The following is a 16,591-nucleotide window of genomic DNA, read 5'->3' as shown; positions in this document are numbered from 1 at the left end:
TGGTCCTGCCCTGTTGGCGGGGAATTTAGCCTCTCGGCGGGAAGACGCCTTGCAGCGCGATGCAGAAGTAGCAGGTGAGATAAGGCATCAAATTGTTGTGCGGCTGGTCACCGCCGGCGGGGGCGAGTGCCTGATCCGCAAGGCCTGTTAGCGCAGGTATTGGCGTGCCCGGAACATATGGAGTGCCGGCGGATGCACGCGCAAAGTAGTTGCCGACCGGGTTCGTTCTATTCGCAACCGCGCCTTGCGCGACAAGAGGGTGATTGTGGGCCGGCATCTCTGACTCTAGCAGTTGCACGGTCTCCGAGCCGCCAGTCTCGCCGAGATAGTGCAACGAAAGACCCGGGCCTTGGCCGGGATGCATCGGCGCTCCACCTTGTAAATCCGGCAAGGCAAAGTTGGACTGGCCGTTGCCGCCATAGGTGGTGCCGAGTAGCGAGAACAGCGCTGTGTTCTGCGACAGCGGCAGCAACTGCCCGTCACACCACGCCCAACCGTTGGGTGCGAAATTGAACGGAAAGATGCGGATTTCGGCGACGAAAGGATCGGCCATGACAGTCTCTCTTCAAGTTGGCGACGGAAATATGCCGAACAGCGAGATGATGAAATTGACGCAGAGATAAGGCTGGTAATTTGAGTGCGGCTGGGCCAGGCCGATGAGGCTAGTCGACGAAGCCCCCATCGCGACGGAAGGAGCGGCATTCGAATAGAGACTGATTGCCGAAGATTCCGCAGCTAGGTGACCGCCCGGATTAGGATCGTTGCCGAGCGTATTTGACGCGAGCATCGGATGCGAATGCGCGGGGATCTGCTGGATCGACAATGCTACCTCTTCGATGCCCCCGTTGCCGGCAAGAAAAAAACCGTTGCCTTGATTGAGCGGCAGGCGACCGCGTAGATCTGGCAGTGCAAAGGTCGATTGGCCGTCACCGCCATAGGTGGTGCCGATTAGCTGGAACAGAGTTTCGTTCTCGGAGATCGGCAGCAGCTGACCCTGGCAGAACATCCAGCCAGCCGGCTGGAAATTGCCGGCAAACATCCTGACTTCACCAACATAAGGTTGTGCCATGATTGCTTGTCCTCAGTTCTGCGACGGGAAAATGCCTTGCAGGGCGATACAGAAATTCAACGCAAGGTAGGGCTGCATGTTGGTATGCGCCTGGCTTCCGCCAATATTGCCTACGGTCCCCAGGCCCATTGCCGCGAGATTCGTCGGTGCAGCATAAGGGTTGGCGGGTGCTGCCTTGCCGAGGTACGAGCCAGACGGAATCGGCTGCGTGCCATCGACTGCAGAGCCGCTTGCGACATGTGTGTGCTCGGGTAGTTCCTGAATGCTCAATATATGGTTCTGTTCACCGCCTCGTTCGCCTAGAACGTGACCGGCTCCGACATGGATCGGAATACGTCCGCGATAATCAGGCAGCGCAAAATTTACTCTGCCGTCACCGCCAAACGTCGTTCCCAGCAGAGAGAAAAGTGCTTGGTTTTGGTTGATCGGCAGAAGCTGACCGCTGCATGACGCCCAGCCCTTCGGCGCGAAATCGAACGAGAACAGCCTGATTTCCGAAAGAAATGGTTCCGCCATGCTTCTTCCCGCTTGCCTGATTTTCAGAGAGTATCGCAACACGACGCGTCGTGCGGATATCCGGCAAAGCTGATTGCGCTGCACTTACCGCAGAATAATCACGCCTGGCCTTATCTTCATTGCGGTATCCTCGATGCACATCACGCCTTTGCCCGACGCTTACTTCAACAATACTTCACATTCGAAAAACATCAAGCAGAATACCGGCATGAGATAAAGTTTAGCGCTGCCACAATCCGTTACGGCGGCGTGTTGATCGGACCGATAATTAGGTTCACCGTCGGATCTGCATACATGAGACCGGTATTGTGACTCTGCAATTCGGCCGTTGCGTCGACACTACCCGGCGAGTTGTCCACCAACTGAGCTACTGAAGCAGTTCCGACGTTCACAAAGACAAGCTGAGCTCCATTTCCGTCGAACGTCGGATAGTCATAGGATCCTGTCGCAGGAACAGTATTGCCCCGGACGTCCGCGCGCACTCGAGCCGGGCTGCCCTGATCGTCCGCGCGGATGAAGATGGCTGCCAGGGGGAACGTCGAGGCTGGAGCATCAGTCTGCACGATGTTGTTCGTGACCGTCACATCGTTGAGCGACGTGAGGCCAAGCCCGGTGGTTGTGGCGCCTCGATAGTCCAGGGAAATACCTGCTGAACCACTGGTCTGGCCGACTTGGCGGATCGTGTTGTTGTTGACGAGCAGGGTCGAGTCGGTCTGGCCCTGGATAAGGACGCTGATGCCCGGGCCTTGCGTCGAACCAGACCCCGCGGAAGCGGCGTTGCCGATAGTGTTACCTTGGATCGTTCCGACAATCGAGCCGCCAGTCGATATCGCCGACGAGAACACATTGATCGCCTGAAGCTGGCTGCCGGTCATATTGTTGTTGAGTATCTTGAACGTCGCACTGGCGCTGCTGCCGACGGCAAACGAGGTCTGGATACCATTGTTGGCGAACGTATTTCCCGAAACGACGAAGCTCGAAATGCCAGAACTGTCGTTGGCGTTCACGTCCAGTGCCCGATAACCGGAGGTGGGGCTATCCCTATTGTTGGCGAAAGTCGACCCGCTGATGTTGACCGAACTGACCACGGCTGAGCCCGCCAGTTCGAATTCGAAGGAGTTCGCGGCGTTTGCGCCGGTGAGATTGCTGAATGTGCTTCCCGTCACCGTCAGCGAATTCAGCGTACCCGACGACTGATAGACGTAGACGTTGCTGTGGGCATTGCCGGTGACCACGCTGTTGGTGATGCTGTTGGTGCCGAAAATGCCTGCAAGATCGTCCGACGGACCCGGCGCGCCCACTTTCTCGCCCACCTGGATGCCTTCGTCGGTCGTGCTGTTGCCATTGTTGGTGACATTGGCCCGATTGAGCGCGAAGTTCGTGACATTGGTCAGATATAGCCCGTCGTCGCCGCTGTTTTGGACATTCATGTAGCCAAGGCTTACGTTGGCCGTCGATATCAACCTGATACCGGTTCCTGTCGAGCTCTGGATTGTTCCACCCGAGCCATTGTTCGCACCGCCGCCGTCGCCCGTCACCGTCAACCCGCCGCTGGCACCGGTGTTGTTGAGCACGATGCCGTTGGCGGCGCCGTTAGCCGAAATGCTCCGGAATGTGAGACCGCTCGCGCCGATCGTCGTGTTGGCGACGTTGAGCGCGGTGCCGGTACCGGATGTGATCGTGTTTGGATTGGCGCCGGTTGTCACTGTCACCGTGCCGCCGCCCGTGGCGCCGAAGCCGGTGCCGCTGGTGCTGGTGATCGCCAGTCCGCCATTGGTGAAGTTGATCGTCGCGCCGGTGTTGTCGGTCAGGTTGACGCCGGCCGCGCTGCCCGACGTGATCGACTTGGAGGCACCGGAGAAGGCGATGGTGCCGGCGGCGTTGTCGTCCAGCAGGATGCCTGTCTGACCCGCCACGTTATGCGAGATGTTGCCCGAAAGCGTGATAGCCTGCGCGCCCACGGCGCGATCCTGGATATCGATCCCCTCGCCCGAAGCGCTGGTGATGGTACCGGCATAGGTGAGACCCGCGGTGCCGCCGCTGTTGACGGTGCCGAGGCCATCGCCGATGCGGATTACCGCGCCGTTGACGCCCGCCACGGCGCCGCCGACCAGAGAGCCGCCGCCGAGGCTGACCGTGCCAGTGCCGGTGACCGTATTCATGACAACGGCGCTGGTGCCGCCGACGCCTTTTGTAGTCGTGGCGAAATTCAGGCCGGCGGCGGCTACGATGACGGTGTCGAGATTGACCGCTACACCGCTCGTCGTGGTGATGGAGTTCCCAGCGCCCGTCACCGTCACCGTGCCGCCGCCCGAGGCGCCGATGCCGATGCCGCTCGTGGTGGTGATCGCCAGGCCGCCATTGGTGAAGTTGATGGTCGCGCCGGCGTTGCTGGTCAGGAGCACGGCGGCGTTGGCGCCGGTCGAGAGCGTTTTCGACGCGCCGCCGAAATTGATCGTGCCGCCGGAGTTGCTGAGCGCGACGATGCCCAGTCCGCCATCGTTTCGGGTGATGGAGCTGGCGTTGTCGAAATTGACCGAGCCACCAGCCATGCCGCGAATGTTGGCGACGTTGCCGCCAGGGTTGGTGATGTCGACATTGTTGAGATTGATCGTGGCGCTCACGTCGTCGTTGGTAAACGTACCCTGATCGCCGTCGACGGCGAACGCATGGTTCGTCAGCGCGCCGGCAACCGTGTCGATAGCGACGTTGTTGAACGTATAAGTGCCGGTCGCGTTGTTCGCCACATCGCCAAGGATGGTGATGCCGGTCGTCCCGGTCAGGCTGGCATTGTTGACGGTGACGTTACCCGCCGCGCCGTCTACCACGATGCCGGTGCCGCTGGTGTCGTTGAGCCCATTCGCCAGGGCGGTGGTGAAGTTCACCGCGCCGCCGGTGGTGTCGGCGACGACGATTAGGCGCTGGCCGCCGGTACCTTGTGTGATCGTGCCGGCATAGGTAACGGTCGCGTTACCGCCATCGACGCTGAACGCGGTTCCGTTCGGGCTGGTGATCGAGGTGCCGACGCCGAAGCCGAACGTGCCGTCGGAATCGTTGAGGATGTCGACGCTGGCATTGCCGCCATTCAGTGTCGTCGTGCCGTTGAAATTGTAGATGCCGTCGGCATTGTCGAATTGCAGGCCGGTGCCGTTGGTTGCCGACAGCGTGCCCGTCTGGAAGGTGATCGTTCCCGCGGTGTGGCCGGCGATGGCGACCAGCGCGGCATTGCCGGCCTGGGTGATGTTGCCGCTATAGGTGATGTTCGCCGCGCTTGCGTCGACGTTGAAGGCCGTGCTGTTCGGGTTGGTGATCGAGGTGCCGGTGCCGAAGTTGAACGTGCCGCCCGAATTGTTGACGATATCGATGCCGGCGTCGCCGCCATTCAACGTCGTCGTGCCGTTGAAATTGTAGGTGCCGTCGGCATTGTCGAACTGCAGGCCGGTGCCGTTGGTTGCCGACAGCGTGCCCGAGAAGGTCAGCGTGCCCGTATGGCCTGCTGAAACCGACACCAGGGCGGCGTTGCCCGCCTGGGTGATGTTGCCGCCATAGGTGGTGCTTACGGTGCCGCCGCCGACGCTGAATGCCGTGCCACCGCCGCCGCTCAGCGTGCCGGTGCCGAGGCCGGCGGTGCCGGTGACATGGGTCAGGACGACACCGCCGCCGCCGGACGACGTCGAGTCGAGCGCGACGTCGAGGGCGGCATTGGTGAGATCGATCGCCTTGTAGCTGGTGGAATTCACCGTTTCGCTGCCGGCGGTGGCGATGATGTTGATCGTCCCGCCGGGGCCGGTAATGCCGGCGCCGGTGGTGGTGTCGATTGTCAGCCCGCCGTTGAAGCTGGTCGTGCCGCCGCCCTGGAACAGGCCGGCCCCGCTGGTCGTATCGATGTCGGCGAGCCCGCCGACGTTGAGCGTGCCGCTCTCCCAGCCGATGCCGCCGCCCGTCGAAGCCGTGTTGTTCACCGTCACCGTGTTGAAATTGAAGGTGCCGGTGGGATTGCTGGCGTTCGAACTGATGCCGGCACCCGTCGTGCCGGTGACGGTGGTCGCGCCCGTGACCGTGAACGTGCCGGCGACGCCGTCGAAGATGATGCCGCTGGCGCCGCCGCTGGCGTTGACGCTGTTTACGATCATGCTGACGGTCAGCGGATCGAGATTGAACGCCACGCCGTTGATGGTGTCGACGGTGCCGCCGCTGCTGTTCAGCGCAAAGGTTGTGGCCGGGGGGCCCTTGGTGTCGACGAGGACGCCAGTGCCGCCATCATTGAACGTGGTGAACGTGCCGAGATCGAGCGTGCCGCTGGTGCTGGTGAAGGCAAGGCCGTTGCCCTGGACGCGCGCGCCTGATGTGCCGACGTCGAGCGTGCCGGCGCTGACCGTGCCGCCGGCGCCAGTGGAGTCGAACGTGACATTGTCGAAGGCAATGCCGCCGCCGGTGCCGCCGAGCACCGTGTTGCCGGCGAAGGAGCGGATGGCGATCGAATTGTCCGTCGCGCTGATGTTCTGGCCGGCGAAGGACGCGGCCAGCGCAGATCCCGTCGATCGCAGCGTATTGCCGTCGATCGAAAGCAGCAGCGTGTTGGCCGCCGCACCGGTCGTGGAGAAGTCGAGCGCCCTGCCGCCGGCTGATATGTCATTGTTGCGGAGGAAGAAACTCGACGCGGCCGACGCATCGACGGCAACACCGGCGCCGGTGCCGGTGTTGCGGATGATGAGATTCTCGATGCCGCCGGTGATCGGGCTGGTACCACTGGTCGCCAGGGTGATCACCGACCCGGCAGTGTTGCTCTGCAGGATCGGCCGCAGCGTGTCGATGCCGGCCGGTGCGGCGATGATCGGCGAATTCTGCACCGTGGTGAAGTGGAATGCCGCCGACGCGCCGCTGCTGGTGTCGACACCGAGCTGCGAGACATCGATGGCCGTATCGTTTTGCCCGAAGGCGAGCAACACCTGCCCGTCATCGAGCTGGAACGACGTGCCGCTCAGGTCGATCGTTTCCTGGCTACCGGTGCCGTTCTTGTCGATCAGCACGATGACATTGGCCGTGGACGCCTGGGCGTTGGCATAGGTGCCTGGATTGACGAAGCTGCCGTCGCCGCCGCCGGTGGCGTCGGTGGTGACGTAGTAGACCTTGTAAGCGGACAGATTCGACGTGTCGCCGGTGAAGGTGACGTCGTTGAAATTGTAGTCGCCATTGGTCGGCAGGGTGTCGATGGCATGGATGGCCTGGCCGCCGGTGGTCGCGATCGTCGATTCGGCCAGGCCAGCGCCGTCGCCGAACACCAGCCTGGCGTTGGTGGCGCTGGAGAACTGGACGCCATAGCCGACATTTTCGATTTTCGAGGTCTGGCCCGCCGGATTGTTGTTGGCAGTGTCGCCGAGCTGGATCGTGCCGGTGCCGGTCGTGCCGGCCATGTCGATGCCGATAGTGCCGGCGAAGCTGCCGCCGTCGACGTCGAAATCGCCGGCCTTGATGTTGCTCGTGCCGAGCGCAGCGCCGTTGAGGTCGAAGCCGACCGCATTGGCTGCATTGAGCCCGATGTTCAGGCTGTCGAAGCCCAAGGTCGAGCCGAGCGTGCCGGATATGTCGACACCGCGCGAGGTGATGTTCTGCAGGTCGACCGCGCCGAGATCGATGGCGCCGCCGACTATATTGTTGAGCGAAACGCCGGTCGCCGCGCCATTGACCGAAACGGAATCGAAAATAACGCCGCCCGCGCCGACCGATGCGCCGTCGAGATCGAGCGCGGTTCCAGTCGTTGTCGTGATGGTGTTGCCGGTGCCGGAGATGCTGATCGTGCCGCCGGAGCCCGCGCCAAAACCCGCTCCTGCCGTCGTCGTTATGTCAAGGCCGCCATTGCCGAAGCCGATCGTGGCGTTCGGGTTGCCGATCAGGCTGACGCCGTCCGTCGCGCCCGAGCTGATCTGCTTGGTCGCGCCCGAGAAGGTCACGGTCGCCGCCGTGCCGTTGTCGATGCCGGCAACGACGATATTGCCGCCGGCGCCCGCAAGGCCATCGGTCAGGTTGCCCGACAGCGTCACAGAACCGCCGGTCAGTTCCTGGACCGAGACCGCCGCGCCGGTGCCGTTGCTGACGATGGCGCCCGCGTAGGATATGTTCGCGTTGCCGCCGCTCGCATTGGTGCCCGAGCCGACATTGAAGGCCGTGCCCAAACCGGTGTTGGTCAGCGTGCCGGTGCCGAAATTGAACGTGCCGCTGAGGTTCTGCAGGTCGATGCCGCTGCCGGAACCGAACGACGCGCTGGTCGAGGCGAAATCGATATTGCCGGCGATGCCGTCGAGGGCCACCGCCTGCGCGTTGGTGGCATTGACCGTACCCGTCAGGACATTGACCGTGCCGACGCCGCTGGCGCTGAACGCCGTCGCGCCGTTCGTGGAAATGTCCACATCCGTGAAGTTGACGGTGCCGGCGTTGTTGGTGAGCGAGACGCCGTTGCCGCCAACAGTCACCTTGTCGGTGAAATTGATCAGACCGCCGCCGTGATTGGCGATCGAGATGCCGCCGCCGGTCAGCGTGCCGGCCGGCCCGCTGTTGGGCAAGATGCCGCGCGTCACGGTGATGTTGCCGGCGCCGCCGTCGACGTCGAGCAGCGTGCCGGCGACGTTGACGTTGTTGTTGGTGATCGACAAATTGCTGTCGAGGCCGGCGACCTTGAACGCCGTCTGGCCGGCGCCGACATTGCCGACCGTGACGCCTTCGATGACGATGCCGCCGGCATTGTTGAAGCTGCCCGCGCTCTGGTCGATGGTGAAGACCGAGCCGCTGCCGCCGGTGAAGTCGAAGGCGGTGTTGCGCACTTGGTTGCTGCCGAGCAGATGCAGGGTATCGCTGCCCGTGCTCTTGACCACGCCCTCGTCGCCGGTGACGTCGCCGCCGGTGGCACCGAGATTGCCCTGCACGTTCACCGGCTGGATGGTGCCGGTCGTGGTGATGGCGTTGCCGTTGCCGAAGCCGGTGATCGATTGGCCGGAATCGAGCGTGAACGGCGTGCCGCTGAGGTCGACCGTGCCGACGAAGGCGAAGGTCTGGGTGCCGGTCTTCAGATCGGCATCGGCAACCGAGATGGTATTGACTGACGTACTGAGCCCAAATGAGCCGGCGGCGATGACGCCGCCATTTTGCGACACCATGAACACCCCGCCGACGGCGCTGGCCAGATTCGCGCTGCCGGTGAAGAGCACGTCATCGAAATCATAATTGCCGAGCGCGGCGAGACCGACGGTGTTGACGGTGAAATTGCCCGCCGCCGCGGTGATCGTCGAATTGCGGCCGTTGGCGTCGGCGAATTCGCCGTCGCCGAAGGTGAAGCTGGCGTTGGCGCTGGTCGCCGCCGTCTGGCCGGACGACAGATCGACGCCGATGCCGGCGCCTGAGATCGACGATCCGGTCAAGAAGGTGATGGTGCGGTTGCCCGTGGTCGAGGTCAGGTCGATGCCGCGCGAGCTCGCGGCGTCGTTTCCGGTGATCGTCGTCAGCCCGAAATCGGCGGTCGTGGCCGAGCCGGAGAAGTCGATGGCGGTCTGGCTGGCGCCCGCGCCGAGGCCGCTGACGGTGGTCGTGCCGAAGCTGACGTCGTTGTTGGTGCCGGAGAAATCGATGCCGGTAGTGCTGGTCGCGCCCAGCGTCACATTGGTCGTGCCGAAGGTGGCGCTGCCGGCCGCATTCGAGATGGACAGCGCGGCGCCGGTCGTGCCGGTGATCGACAGCGTGCCGCTGACCTCGAATGTCGAGTCGGCGCCAAGGCTGGTGATCGACGCGCCGCCGCCGCCGGTCGCCGTGAGCGGACCCGTGAAGCGGATCGCGGTGTCGGTGGGAGCGGTTATCTCCCCGATATCGAAGAGGCCGCCGGTGCCGGTCGAGGTGATGGCGCCGCCGAATGTGATCAGGCCGCCGGTGGTGCCGTCGATCCTAACGGCTTTTGCCGCGCTGCTCTGGCTAATCGTGCCGTCATAGGTGACGTCGGCCAACGAACTGCCGATAACGATCGCGCTGCCGCCGGTATTGGCGATGGAGCTGGCCGCCCCGAAGGCCAGGCTTCCGCTCGAGCCGTTGAGGATCACGATGCCGAGGCCGCTGCCGCCTGATATGTCGAGATCGGCGAAATTGGCGGTGCCGCCGAAATTATTGACCAGCAGCGCGATATTGCTGCCGCCGGCGATCGTTGTGGTGCCGGTGAAGTCGACCGTCGCGGATGTGTTGGCCAGCACGACGCCGGTCGGCACCGACCCTTGGATGGTCAGATCGTTGATCGTGATCGCGCCCGACGCGCTGCCGAGGTAAAGCCCGATGGTCCCGCCCACGATCGTCACGCCAGTGCTGGTGAGGCCGTTGATCGACGCCGTGCCGTCGATCGCCAGGAACGAGCTGTTGACGCTGAGGTTGGAGACGGTGTTGCCGCTGGCGAGGTCGATGGTGTTGCCGCCGCCGTTGTTCAGCGTCGCGCCACCGAAGCCGAACGGATCGGCCTGTGTCGCGCCGGTGACGACCGCCGTGCCGGTGACATTGGCCGGCGGACCGCCCAGGCTGATGGTGGCGCCGTTGGCGAAGGAGACCAGCGACTGGCCGCTGGCCAGCGTGAAGCCGTTGGCATCGGTGTCGGTGGTCTGCACGGCCGCGGTCTTGACCAGCACGAAGGTCGTGTTGGCATTGGTGGTCAGATCGTCGGCCGCGGCGGCATCGATCAGGTTGGCGACGCTTGAGCCGTCGCCCGTTCCGGTGCTGCTCGAACCGACGAAGACGACGTTGGCTGCATCGAACAGCTGCGGTCCAACCAGATGCGTGCCGTTGAAGGCATAGGTGCCGCTGCCGGGCAGCAGGCCGCGCATGTCGAGCGAGGCGATGACGCCGGTGATCGATGCGCCGCCGGCCGCGCCGAACGAGAACGCCGTGCTGGCGGTGGTTCCGGCCAGGCCGTTGGTGCCCATCTGGACGCCGGTGTCGACACCGGTGATGGCGCCGCCGCCGATGGTCACCGAGCCGCCATTGGTGCCGGACAGGTCGACGCCGATCGAGGAGCCGCCGGAACTGCCGCTGATGTCGAGCGTGGCGGCGGTGAAGGTCGACGTGCTGCCCGAGAGGTCGAGCGCGGTGGAGCAATTGCACAGGCCGGTGATGTCGATGTCGTCGAAGCTGATGACGCCGTTGCTGCCGACGACCTCGATGCCGCTTCTGAGCGGCTGGTCGATGGTGACGGCGCCGCCGAACGAAACGGCGCCGGTGTTGTTTTCCAGCCAGACGCCGTCGCCGGGGCCGGTCATGCTCACCGGGCCACTGAAGGTGAGCGTGCCGGTGTTGTCGGTGGCGAGGATGCCCTCGCTGCCGATATGGGTCAGCATGACCGGCCCGCCGAAGGTGACCGCGCCGCCGGAATTCTGGACGTCGATGCCGATGCCGCCGGGGGCGGTGATGTCCGAAATGTCGACGGCTCCGAACGTGAAATCGGCGGTGCTGTCGAAGATCCCGAGGCCGCCGACGACGGTGTTGCTGATCGTCGTCGCGCCGGAAACGGTGAAATTTCCCGACACGCCTGCCAACGTCGCGCCGAACAGGCCACCGTCCTGCGTCAGGCTGGCCAGCGTGACGTCGAGATTGGCGCCGAGCAAGGCGACGCCGGCCGCGCCATTGCCGGAGATCGTGCCGCCGGTGGTGCTGAACGTGCCGGTGGTGGAGAGGACGTTGACGCCGAAGCCGGAATTGTTGGAGGCGTTCAGCGTCTGGAATGCATATGTTCCGTTGCCGCCGACGAACAGGCCATTGCCGGCATTGTTCGACAGTGTCGTCGTGCCGGTGAAGGCATAACTGCCGTCGCCGTCGATATGCAGGCCCTCGCTGGCGTTGCTCGTCGAGGTCACATTGTTGGCCGCGACGTTGCTGGCGCCTTCGAACAGCAGCCCGTCCAGGCCGGCGCCGCTGACATTCATGCCGCTTATCGTCACGCCGGTGACATTGTTGCCGTGGATGCCGTTGCCGCCGCCCGGATTGGCGTTCGAGACGTTGAAGTCGAGCAGCGCGCTGTTGTTGGCCAGCGTGACAGTGTCCGCGCCGGCCGAACTGGTGAGCGTCGCCGCGCCCGCGCCGTCCGAGACGGCGCTGGTGTGCGCGATGTTGTCGCCCGTTACGTTAACCGGGATGCCGCCGAGCGAGAATGTGCGGCCGTTGCCGAAGGAAGCCAGCGTCTGTCCGGCGCTCAGCGAGAACCCGTCGGTGTCGTCGATGGTGCCGCGATTGACCAGCACAAAGATCGCTGTGCCGTCGGGGTTGGCATCGGCGTCGGCAATCGAGGCAAGGTCGAGCAACGAGGAGCCGGTGCCCGAGCCGGTCGCGGCCGCGCCGACGAAGATGACATTCTGCTGGTCGAACAGTTGCCGGCCGCTGAAGGTGGTCGAACCGAAGGCGTAGTGGCCGAGCGTCTGGTTAAGGCCGCGCGCGTCGAGCGAGGCGGTGCTGCCGGCAATGGAACCGCCGCCGAAGGAGAATTCGGCATTGGCCGAGTTCAGCAGCGAGCCGGAAATGCCGAAGCGCATTCCGGTGTCGACGCCTGCTATCGCACCGCCATCGGTGATGACGATCGTTGCCCCGCCCGAGGTCGGCGAGGTGAGGTCGATGCCGATCGAGCCGGCCGCACCCGTGCCGGCGATGTTGAGCGACTGTGCGGTGAAGTTCGTATGGCTGCCGGAGAAGTCGAGGCCGGTGCCGACGCCGAGGCCCGAGATGACGATGTCGCCGGCCACAACCGCCGCGTTGACGCCGGTAAACGAGATGCCGTCGCCGGCGGGAGCGCTGATGTCGATATCGCCGAAGCGGATCGACGCCGGCGAGTTGGAAATGGCGATCGCCGGCCCTGACGTGTTCGAAATAGTAATGCTGCCGTTGACGGTGAAGCTGCCCGAGACCTGATCGAGCACGATGCCCGATGGACCGCCGGTCTGAGCGATCGAATCCAGCACCACATGCGCCGTGATCGGATCGATATAGACACCGATGCCGCCATTGCCCGACACGGTGCCGCCGGCGGTGGTGAAGCTGCCTGATGTCGAGGTGCCCTGAACGGTTATGCCGCGGTCGGCATTGTCCTTGGCGTTAAGCGTTGCGAATGTATAGGTGCCATGGCCGGTGGCATCCAGCCCGTCGTCGCCATTGCCCTGGAGCAGCGTCGTGCCGGCGAAATTGTAGGTGCCGTCACCTTCGATGTGCAGGCCGTCGAGGCCGTTGCCGGTCGCGGTGAAATTGGAACCGGTGATGCCGGTCGAGGTGCCGGTGAAGGCGGCGCCATTGCCGCCGGCGCCTGTCACCGTGACATTGGTCAGCGTGGCGCCGGTGATGTTGTTGCCGAAGATGCCGTCGGCGCCGCCGGTGATGGTGATGCCGTTCAGCGTGTCGCCATTGCCGAGCGCGATCACGTTGCTAGCGACGTTGGTGCCCTGGATGGTGCCGTCGCTGCCGCCCAGATTGAAGGTGCCGGTGCCGCCGCCGAACAGCTTCGCGGTGACGCTTTGGCCGCCGCCGATGACGGTCTGGCCGTCTGCGAGCGTCGTGCCGGTGGTGGTGATGTTGCCGTTGCCGCCCAGCGCCACCACGAAGCCGCCGGCGCCTGCCTTGGCCACAGCGTCGCCCAGCGTCGTCGGATCGGCCAGCGTGCCGGCGCCGGCCAGGCCGCCATCGGCGTAGTAGAACTTGCCGAAGGCGGCATTGGTGGCGGCGTTGATGGCGACGCGCGTCGTCGAGCCGCCGGGCAGCTCCTGGCTCTGGATCCTGACGCTGATGTCGCCGCGCACCCGCTCGTTGACGCGCTTGCGCAGGCCTTCGCTGACCGGATAGACCGGCTCCGGCCCGCTGTCCGCGCCGCCTTGGCCGGGATTGAACGGGATGCTCAGCCGCACGCTGCCGGCGAACTGGGTGTCGTCGCGATTGTCGTTGCGCACCTCGCCGGTGAAGGTCAGCGCCGTTCCGGTGCCGAAGACATCGCCGATTTCATATTCGATGCCGGCCTTGACCCCGGTGACGCCGCTGTCGTCGCCATGCGGATCCTCGAAATGGTAACCGCCTATGTCGAGCCGCAGCGAATGCTTATCGGGAAGGTTGAGCGGCACCCGCGCGCCGACCTCGCCCTCGATGCCCCAGGCAGCGTAGTCGCGATGGTCGAGCACCGAGATCTGTTCGATCAACTGGTTCGAGACCATCGACAGGGTCGAGGAGACCGAATGGTCCGTCGTGTCACCCTTGATCGGCACGAGCACGTTCACATGCGCGTCGAAATGCGGGGTGATGGCCTCGGCGCCCAGCGTGGCTGACGTGAACTGGTTGGAGTTGTAGTTCTCGACGTTGAGATAGGCGTAGCCGCCGAGCATCAGGTCGGGATTGACGATGCGGCGAATGCCCAGGCCGACATCCTGGCCGAACGCGTCCTTGAAATCGTGCTTAGCCCTGACATCCAGGAACAGCACCGATTCGGCGGTCTGCTTGATCGGGATGAAGCCTTCGAGCGCGGCGTTGCCGCCATTGTTGTCGGCGCCAATGATGGCGCGTATCTGCGGCTGCCAGAGGGCGTCGTCGCCATAGGCGGCCACGCCTGACAACGCCAGCGCCAGCGTCGAAAGCGCCGTCGTCTTCCAGAGATGCCTTGCAAAACGCGAGCGACCATAGGCCACGCGCGCGCGGAAATCCTCCCCGCGCGCCGCCATCTCCCCAACCTGCCGAGACGTCTCGGTAGTTCCCATCCCTGGCCGCCCTTTGGGGACTGCTCGCCCCCGCACCAATTCTTGCGCGAATTCCATTGTATAGCGAGTCCCCAACGTCGTGACTGCTGTTGTTGCGCCGTAAAGTTCTCACTTGTGGCAATGCCGCAACAGTAATTTTGCCGGCTTTCCTCGCCTGTGCGCGGCTTCCGGAACAGTCAGGAGTATTGTATCAAGCCGCCGGTGGGAAAATACCTGCCGTTTCGAGAAAAATGCGGGGCGTGAAGAACATGGCAGCCATTTTAGCGCGTGCTAATCTGTTAAATGTGACGGCAGCACTGGGCGCCCTGGGGCTGATCGCATCGGTCGCCGGGCCGGCGCTTGCCGAGGACGCCAAGCCGGCGCAGCCCCCGGCCGCTCAATCCAAGCCGGCCGACGCCAATCCATGGGCGGTGAACTGTTCAAGCGGCGCGGCCAACAGCGAGCTTCAATGCCAGGTGTCGCAGAACCTGACCGAAGCCAAGACCGGACAGCGCGTGCTGACCGTGACCGTGCGCCGCGACAACGGCAACGGCTCCCTCGCCATGCTGCTCGCCCTGCCGCACGGGCTGTTCCTGCCCTCCGGCGCCAGCTACCAGATCGATCAGGGCCAGAAGACGACCATCGCCATCCAGACCAGCGACCAGAACGGCGCCTATGCCGCCACGCCGCTGCCGCCGGAACTGATCAAGGCGATGAAATCGGGAACCAATCTCAACATCGGCATGGAATCGGTGACCCGCAAGCCGGTCACCATCCCGGTCTCGCTGGCCGGCTTCACCGCGGCAATCGCCAAGCTGGAATCGATCAAGTAGCGGGCTCGCCGCGCTCCCCCGCCGCCGTCGCCGGGCAATGCTCCAGGCCACGACAGGTTCCATCTTGTGGCGGAGACTACCGGCATCGTGCCGCTTGATTGTCCGCTTCCGCAATGCTCCGATGTCGCTTCAGCCATCCGGAGAGAACCATGACCGGCTTTGTCGACCGCCAGCGCGCGATGCAACTGATGCAACGCGCCGGCCTGCAGGCGCTGGTGCTCTCAGCGCCCGAGGCCTTCCACTATGCGACCGGCGCGTCGATCGGCCCGGCGGGGCTGTTCCGGCGTGCCGGCGCCGGCTTCGTTGTCATCCCGGCCCGGCAGGACCTGCCGATCGGCGTCGTCGTCGCGGATTTCAGTGCGGGACAGTTGCGGATCGCCGCGCCCGAAGCGGTTGTGCGTTCGCACCCGATCTGGATCGAATTCGCGCCGGTCGAGACGGGAACCCGCGGCCCGTTGGCGGAGCGTATCGAGGCTGGCCTTGTCTCGCTTGGCCGCGCGCCGGATTTCGCGCGCCCCGCCACCTTCGATCTCGCCGGCTCGGTGCGCCAGTTGCAAGCTTTGCTTGCCGAATTCGGACTGGAGCGCGCAACGCTCGGCGTCGACCTCGACTTTGTTCCGGCCGCCGATTTCGCGGCCATGCAGGCGCTGCTGCCGCAGTGCCGGATGGTCGACGGCTCGTCGGTCTTGGATCGGCTGCGGGCGATCAAGTCGCAACGCGAGATCGAGCTCCTGCAGCAAGGCATTATCCTGTCTGAAGCAGGGCTGGAGCGGCTGCAGGTGGATGCGATGGCCGGCATGCGCCAGGCCGATCTCGTCGCGCTCTACCGGCAAGGCGTGGCCGCGGCGGCGGCGGGCCTCTCCCATCCGGTCGCGACGGCGGAATATGTGACGCTCGGCGCCCGGGCCAAAGGTGCCGATGCCAAGGCGATGCCCGGCGATCCGCTGAAATGCGACATGGTCTGCACGGTCGGCGGGTATGCCTCCGACATGTCGCGCAACTTCACTTTCGGCCCCGCTTCCGCCGACCAGGTCGAACTGCACGCGATCGCCGAGCGCGCTTTCGAGGACGGGCTGGCGGCACTCGTGCCGGGAAATTCGCTCGGCCATGTGCACCGCGCCGCCACCGACAGCCTGACGCGGCAAGGCCTGCGCTCCTACCGCCGTGGGCATTTCGGCCACGGTGTCGGGCAGTCTGTGTTTTCGGAGCAATGGCCGTTCATTGCGGCCGAGAGCGATGTCGTGGTCGAAGCCGGCATGGTGCTGGCCTTCGAGATCCCGCTCTACATCGACGGCCTCGCCAGCTTCAACCTGGAGGACCAATTCCTGATCACGCCGAACGGGCCCGTCGCCATGAACCGGCTGCCGAGGCGGTTGGAGAGGATAGGATAGCGAGGGCGGGATCGTGACGGTGTCACTGTCAGCGCCCTACGGCGCCCCCCTCTGCCCTGCCGGGCA

The 16,591-nt window shown here is 64.5% G+C and carries 6 protein-coding genes; 2 read left to right on the top strand and 4 right to left on the bottom strand.

Going from position 1 to position 16,591, the window contains the following annotated elements; all coding sequences use genetic code 11:
• Window positions 1-25 precede the first annotated feature (25 nt).
• The 4 genes from FJ979_RS05865 to FJ979_RS05850 all read right to left on the bottom strand — a co-directional run bounded on the left by FJ979_RS05865 (window position 26) and on the right by FJ979_RS05850 (window position 14,286).
• Window positions 26-553, bottom strand: coding sequence for a tail fiber protein (locus FJ979_RS05865; RefSeq protein WP_140514063.1), 528 nt, complete (start codon window positions 551-553; stop codon window positions 26-28).
• A 12-nt stretch (window positions 554-565) separates the two neighbouring features.
• On the bottom strand, window positions 566-1,069 hold the full coding sequence (locus FJ979_RS05860; protein WP_140514062.1) for a tail fiber protein: 504 nt from the start codon (window positions 1,067-1,069) through the stop codon (window positions 566-568).
• A gap of 12 nt (window positions 1,070-1,081) precedes the next feature.
• Entirely contained in the window at window positions 1,082-1,585 is a 504-nt protein-coding gene (locus FJ979_RS05855; protein ID WP_140514061.1) for a tail fiber protein, read from the bottom strand.
• Between the two features lie 239 nt (window positions 1,586-1,824).
• On the bottom strand, window positions 1,825-14,286 hold the full coding sequence (locus FJ979_RS05850; protein ID WP_140580232.1) for an S-layer family protein: 12,462 nt from the start codon (window positions 14,284-14,286) through the stop codon (window positions 1,825-1,827).
• Between the two features lie 284 nt (window positions 14,287-14,570).
• Between FJ979_RS05850 and FJ979_RS05845 the strand changes: the two genes are divergently transcribed.
• Both FJ979_RS05845 and FJ979_RS05840 read left to right on the top strand, forming a co-directional pair.
• Entirely contained in the window at window positions 14,571-15,134 is a 564-nt protein-coding gene (locus tag FJ979_RS05845; RefSeq protein WP_224618147.1) for an invasion associated locus B family protein, read from the top strand.
• 149 nt (window positions 15,135-15,283) lie between these two features.
• Window positions 15,284-16,525: a Xaa-Pro peptidase family protein gene (locus FJ979_RS05840; protein WP_140580231.1), complete on the top strand. Its 1,242-nt coding sequence runs from the start codon at window positions 15,284-15,286 to the stop codon at window positions 16,523-16,525.
• The last annotated feature ends 66 nt before the right edge of the window (window positions 16,526-16,591 follow it).

Origin of the sequence: Mesorhizobium sp. B1-1-6 (genome assembly GCF_006443035.1) — a bacterium.
GTDB lineage: Bacteria > Pseudomonadota > Alphaproteobacteria > Rhizobiales > Rhizobiaceae > Mesorhizobium.
The sequence above is the reverse complement of the archived record's forward strand: the minus strand, read 5'-3'. Positions and strand labels throughout refer to the sequence as shown.

Bases quoted from the DNA above. Each gene is read 5' to 3' on its own strand.
- FJ979_RS05865 (WP_140514063.1), bottom strand. From the start codon at position 553: ATGGCCGATCCTTTCGTCGCCGAAATCCGCATCTTTCCGTTCAATTTC.
- FJ979_RS05860 (WP_140514062.1), bottom strand. From the start codon at position 1,069: ATGGCACAACCTTATGTTGGTGAAGTCAGGATGTTTGCCGGCAATTTC.
- FJ979_RS05855 (WP_140514061.1), bottom strand. From the start codon at position 1,585: ATGGCGGAACCATTTCTTTCGGAAATCAGGCTGTTCTCGTTCGATTTC.
- FJ979_RS05850 (WP_140580232.1), bottom strand. From the start codon at position 14,286: ATGGCGGCGCGCGGGGAGGATTTCCGCGCGCGCGTGGCCTATGGTCGC.
- FJ979_RS05845 (WP_224618147.1), top strand. From the start codon at position 14,571: ATGGCAGCCATTTTAGCGCGTGCTAATCTGTTAAATGTGACGGCAGCA.
- FJ979_RS05840 (WP_140580231.1), top strand. From the start codon at position 15,284: ATGACCGGCTTTGTCGACCGCCAGCGCGCGATGCAACTGATGCAACGC.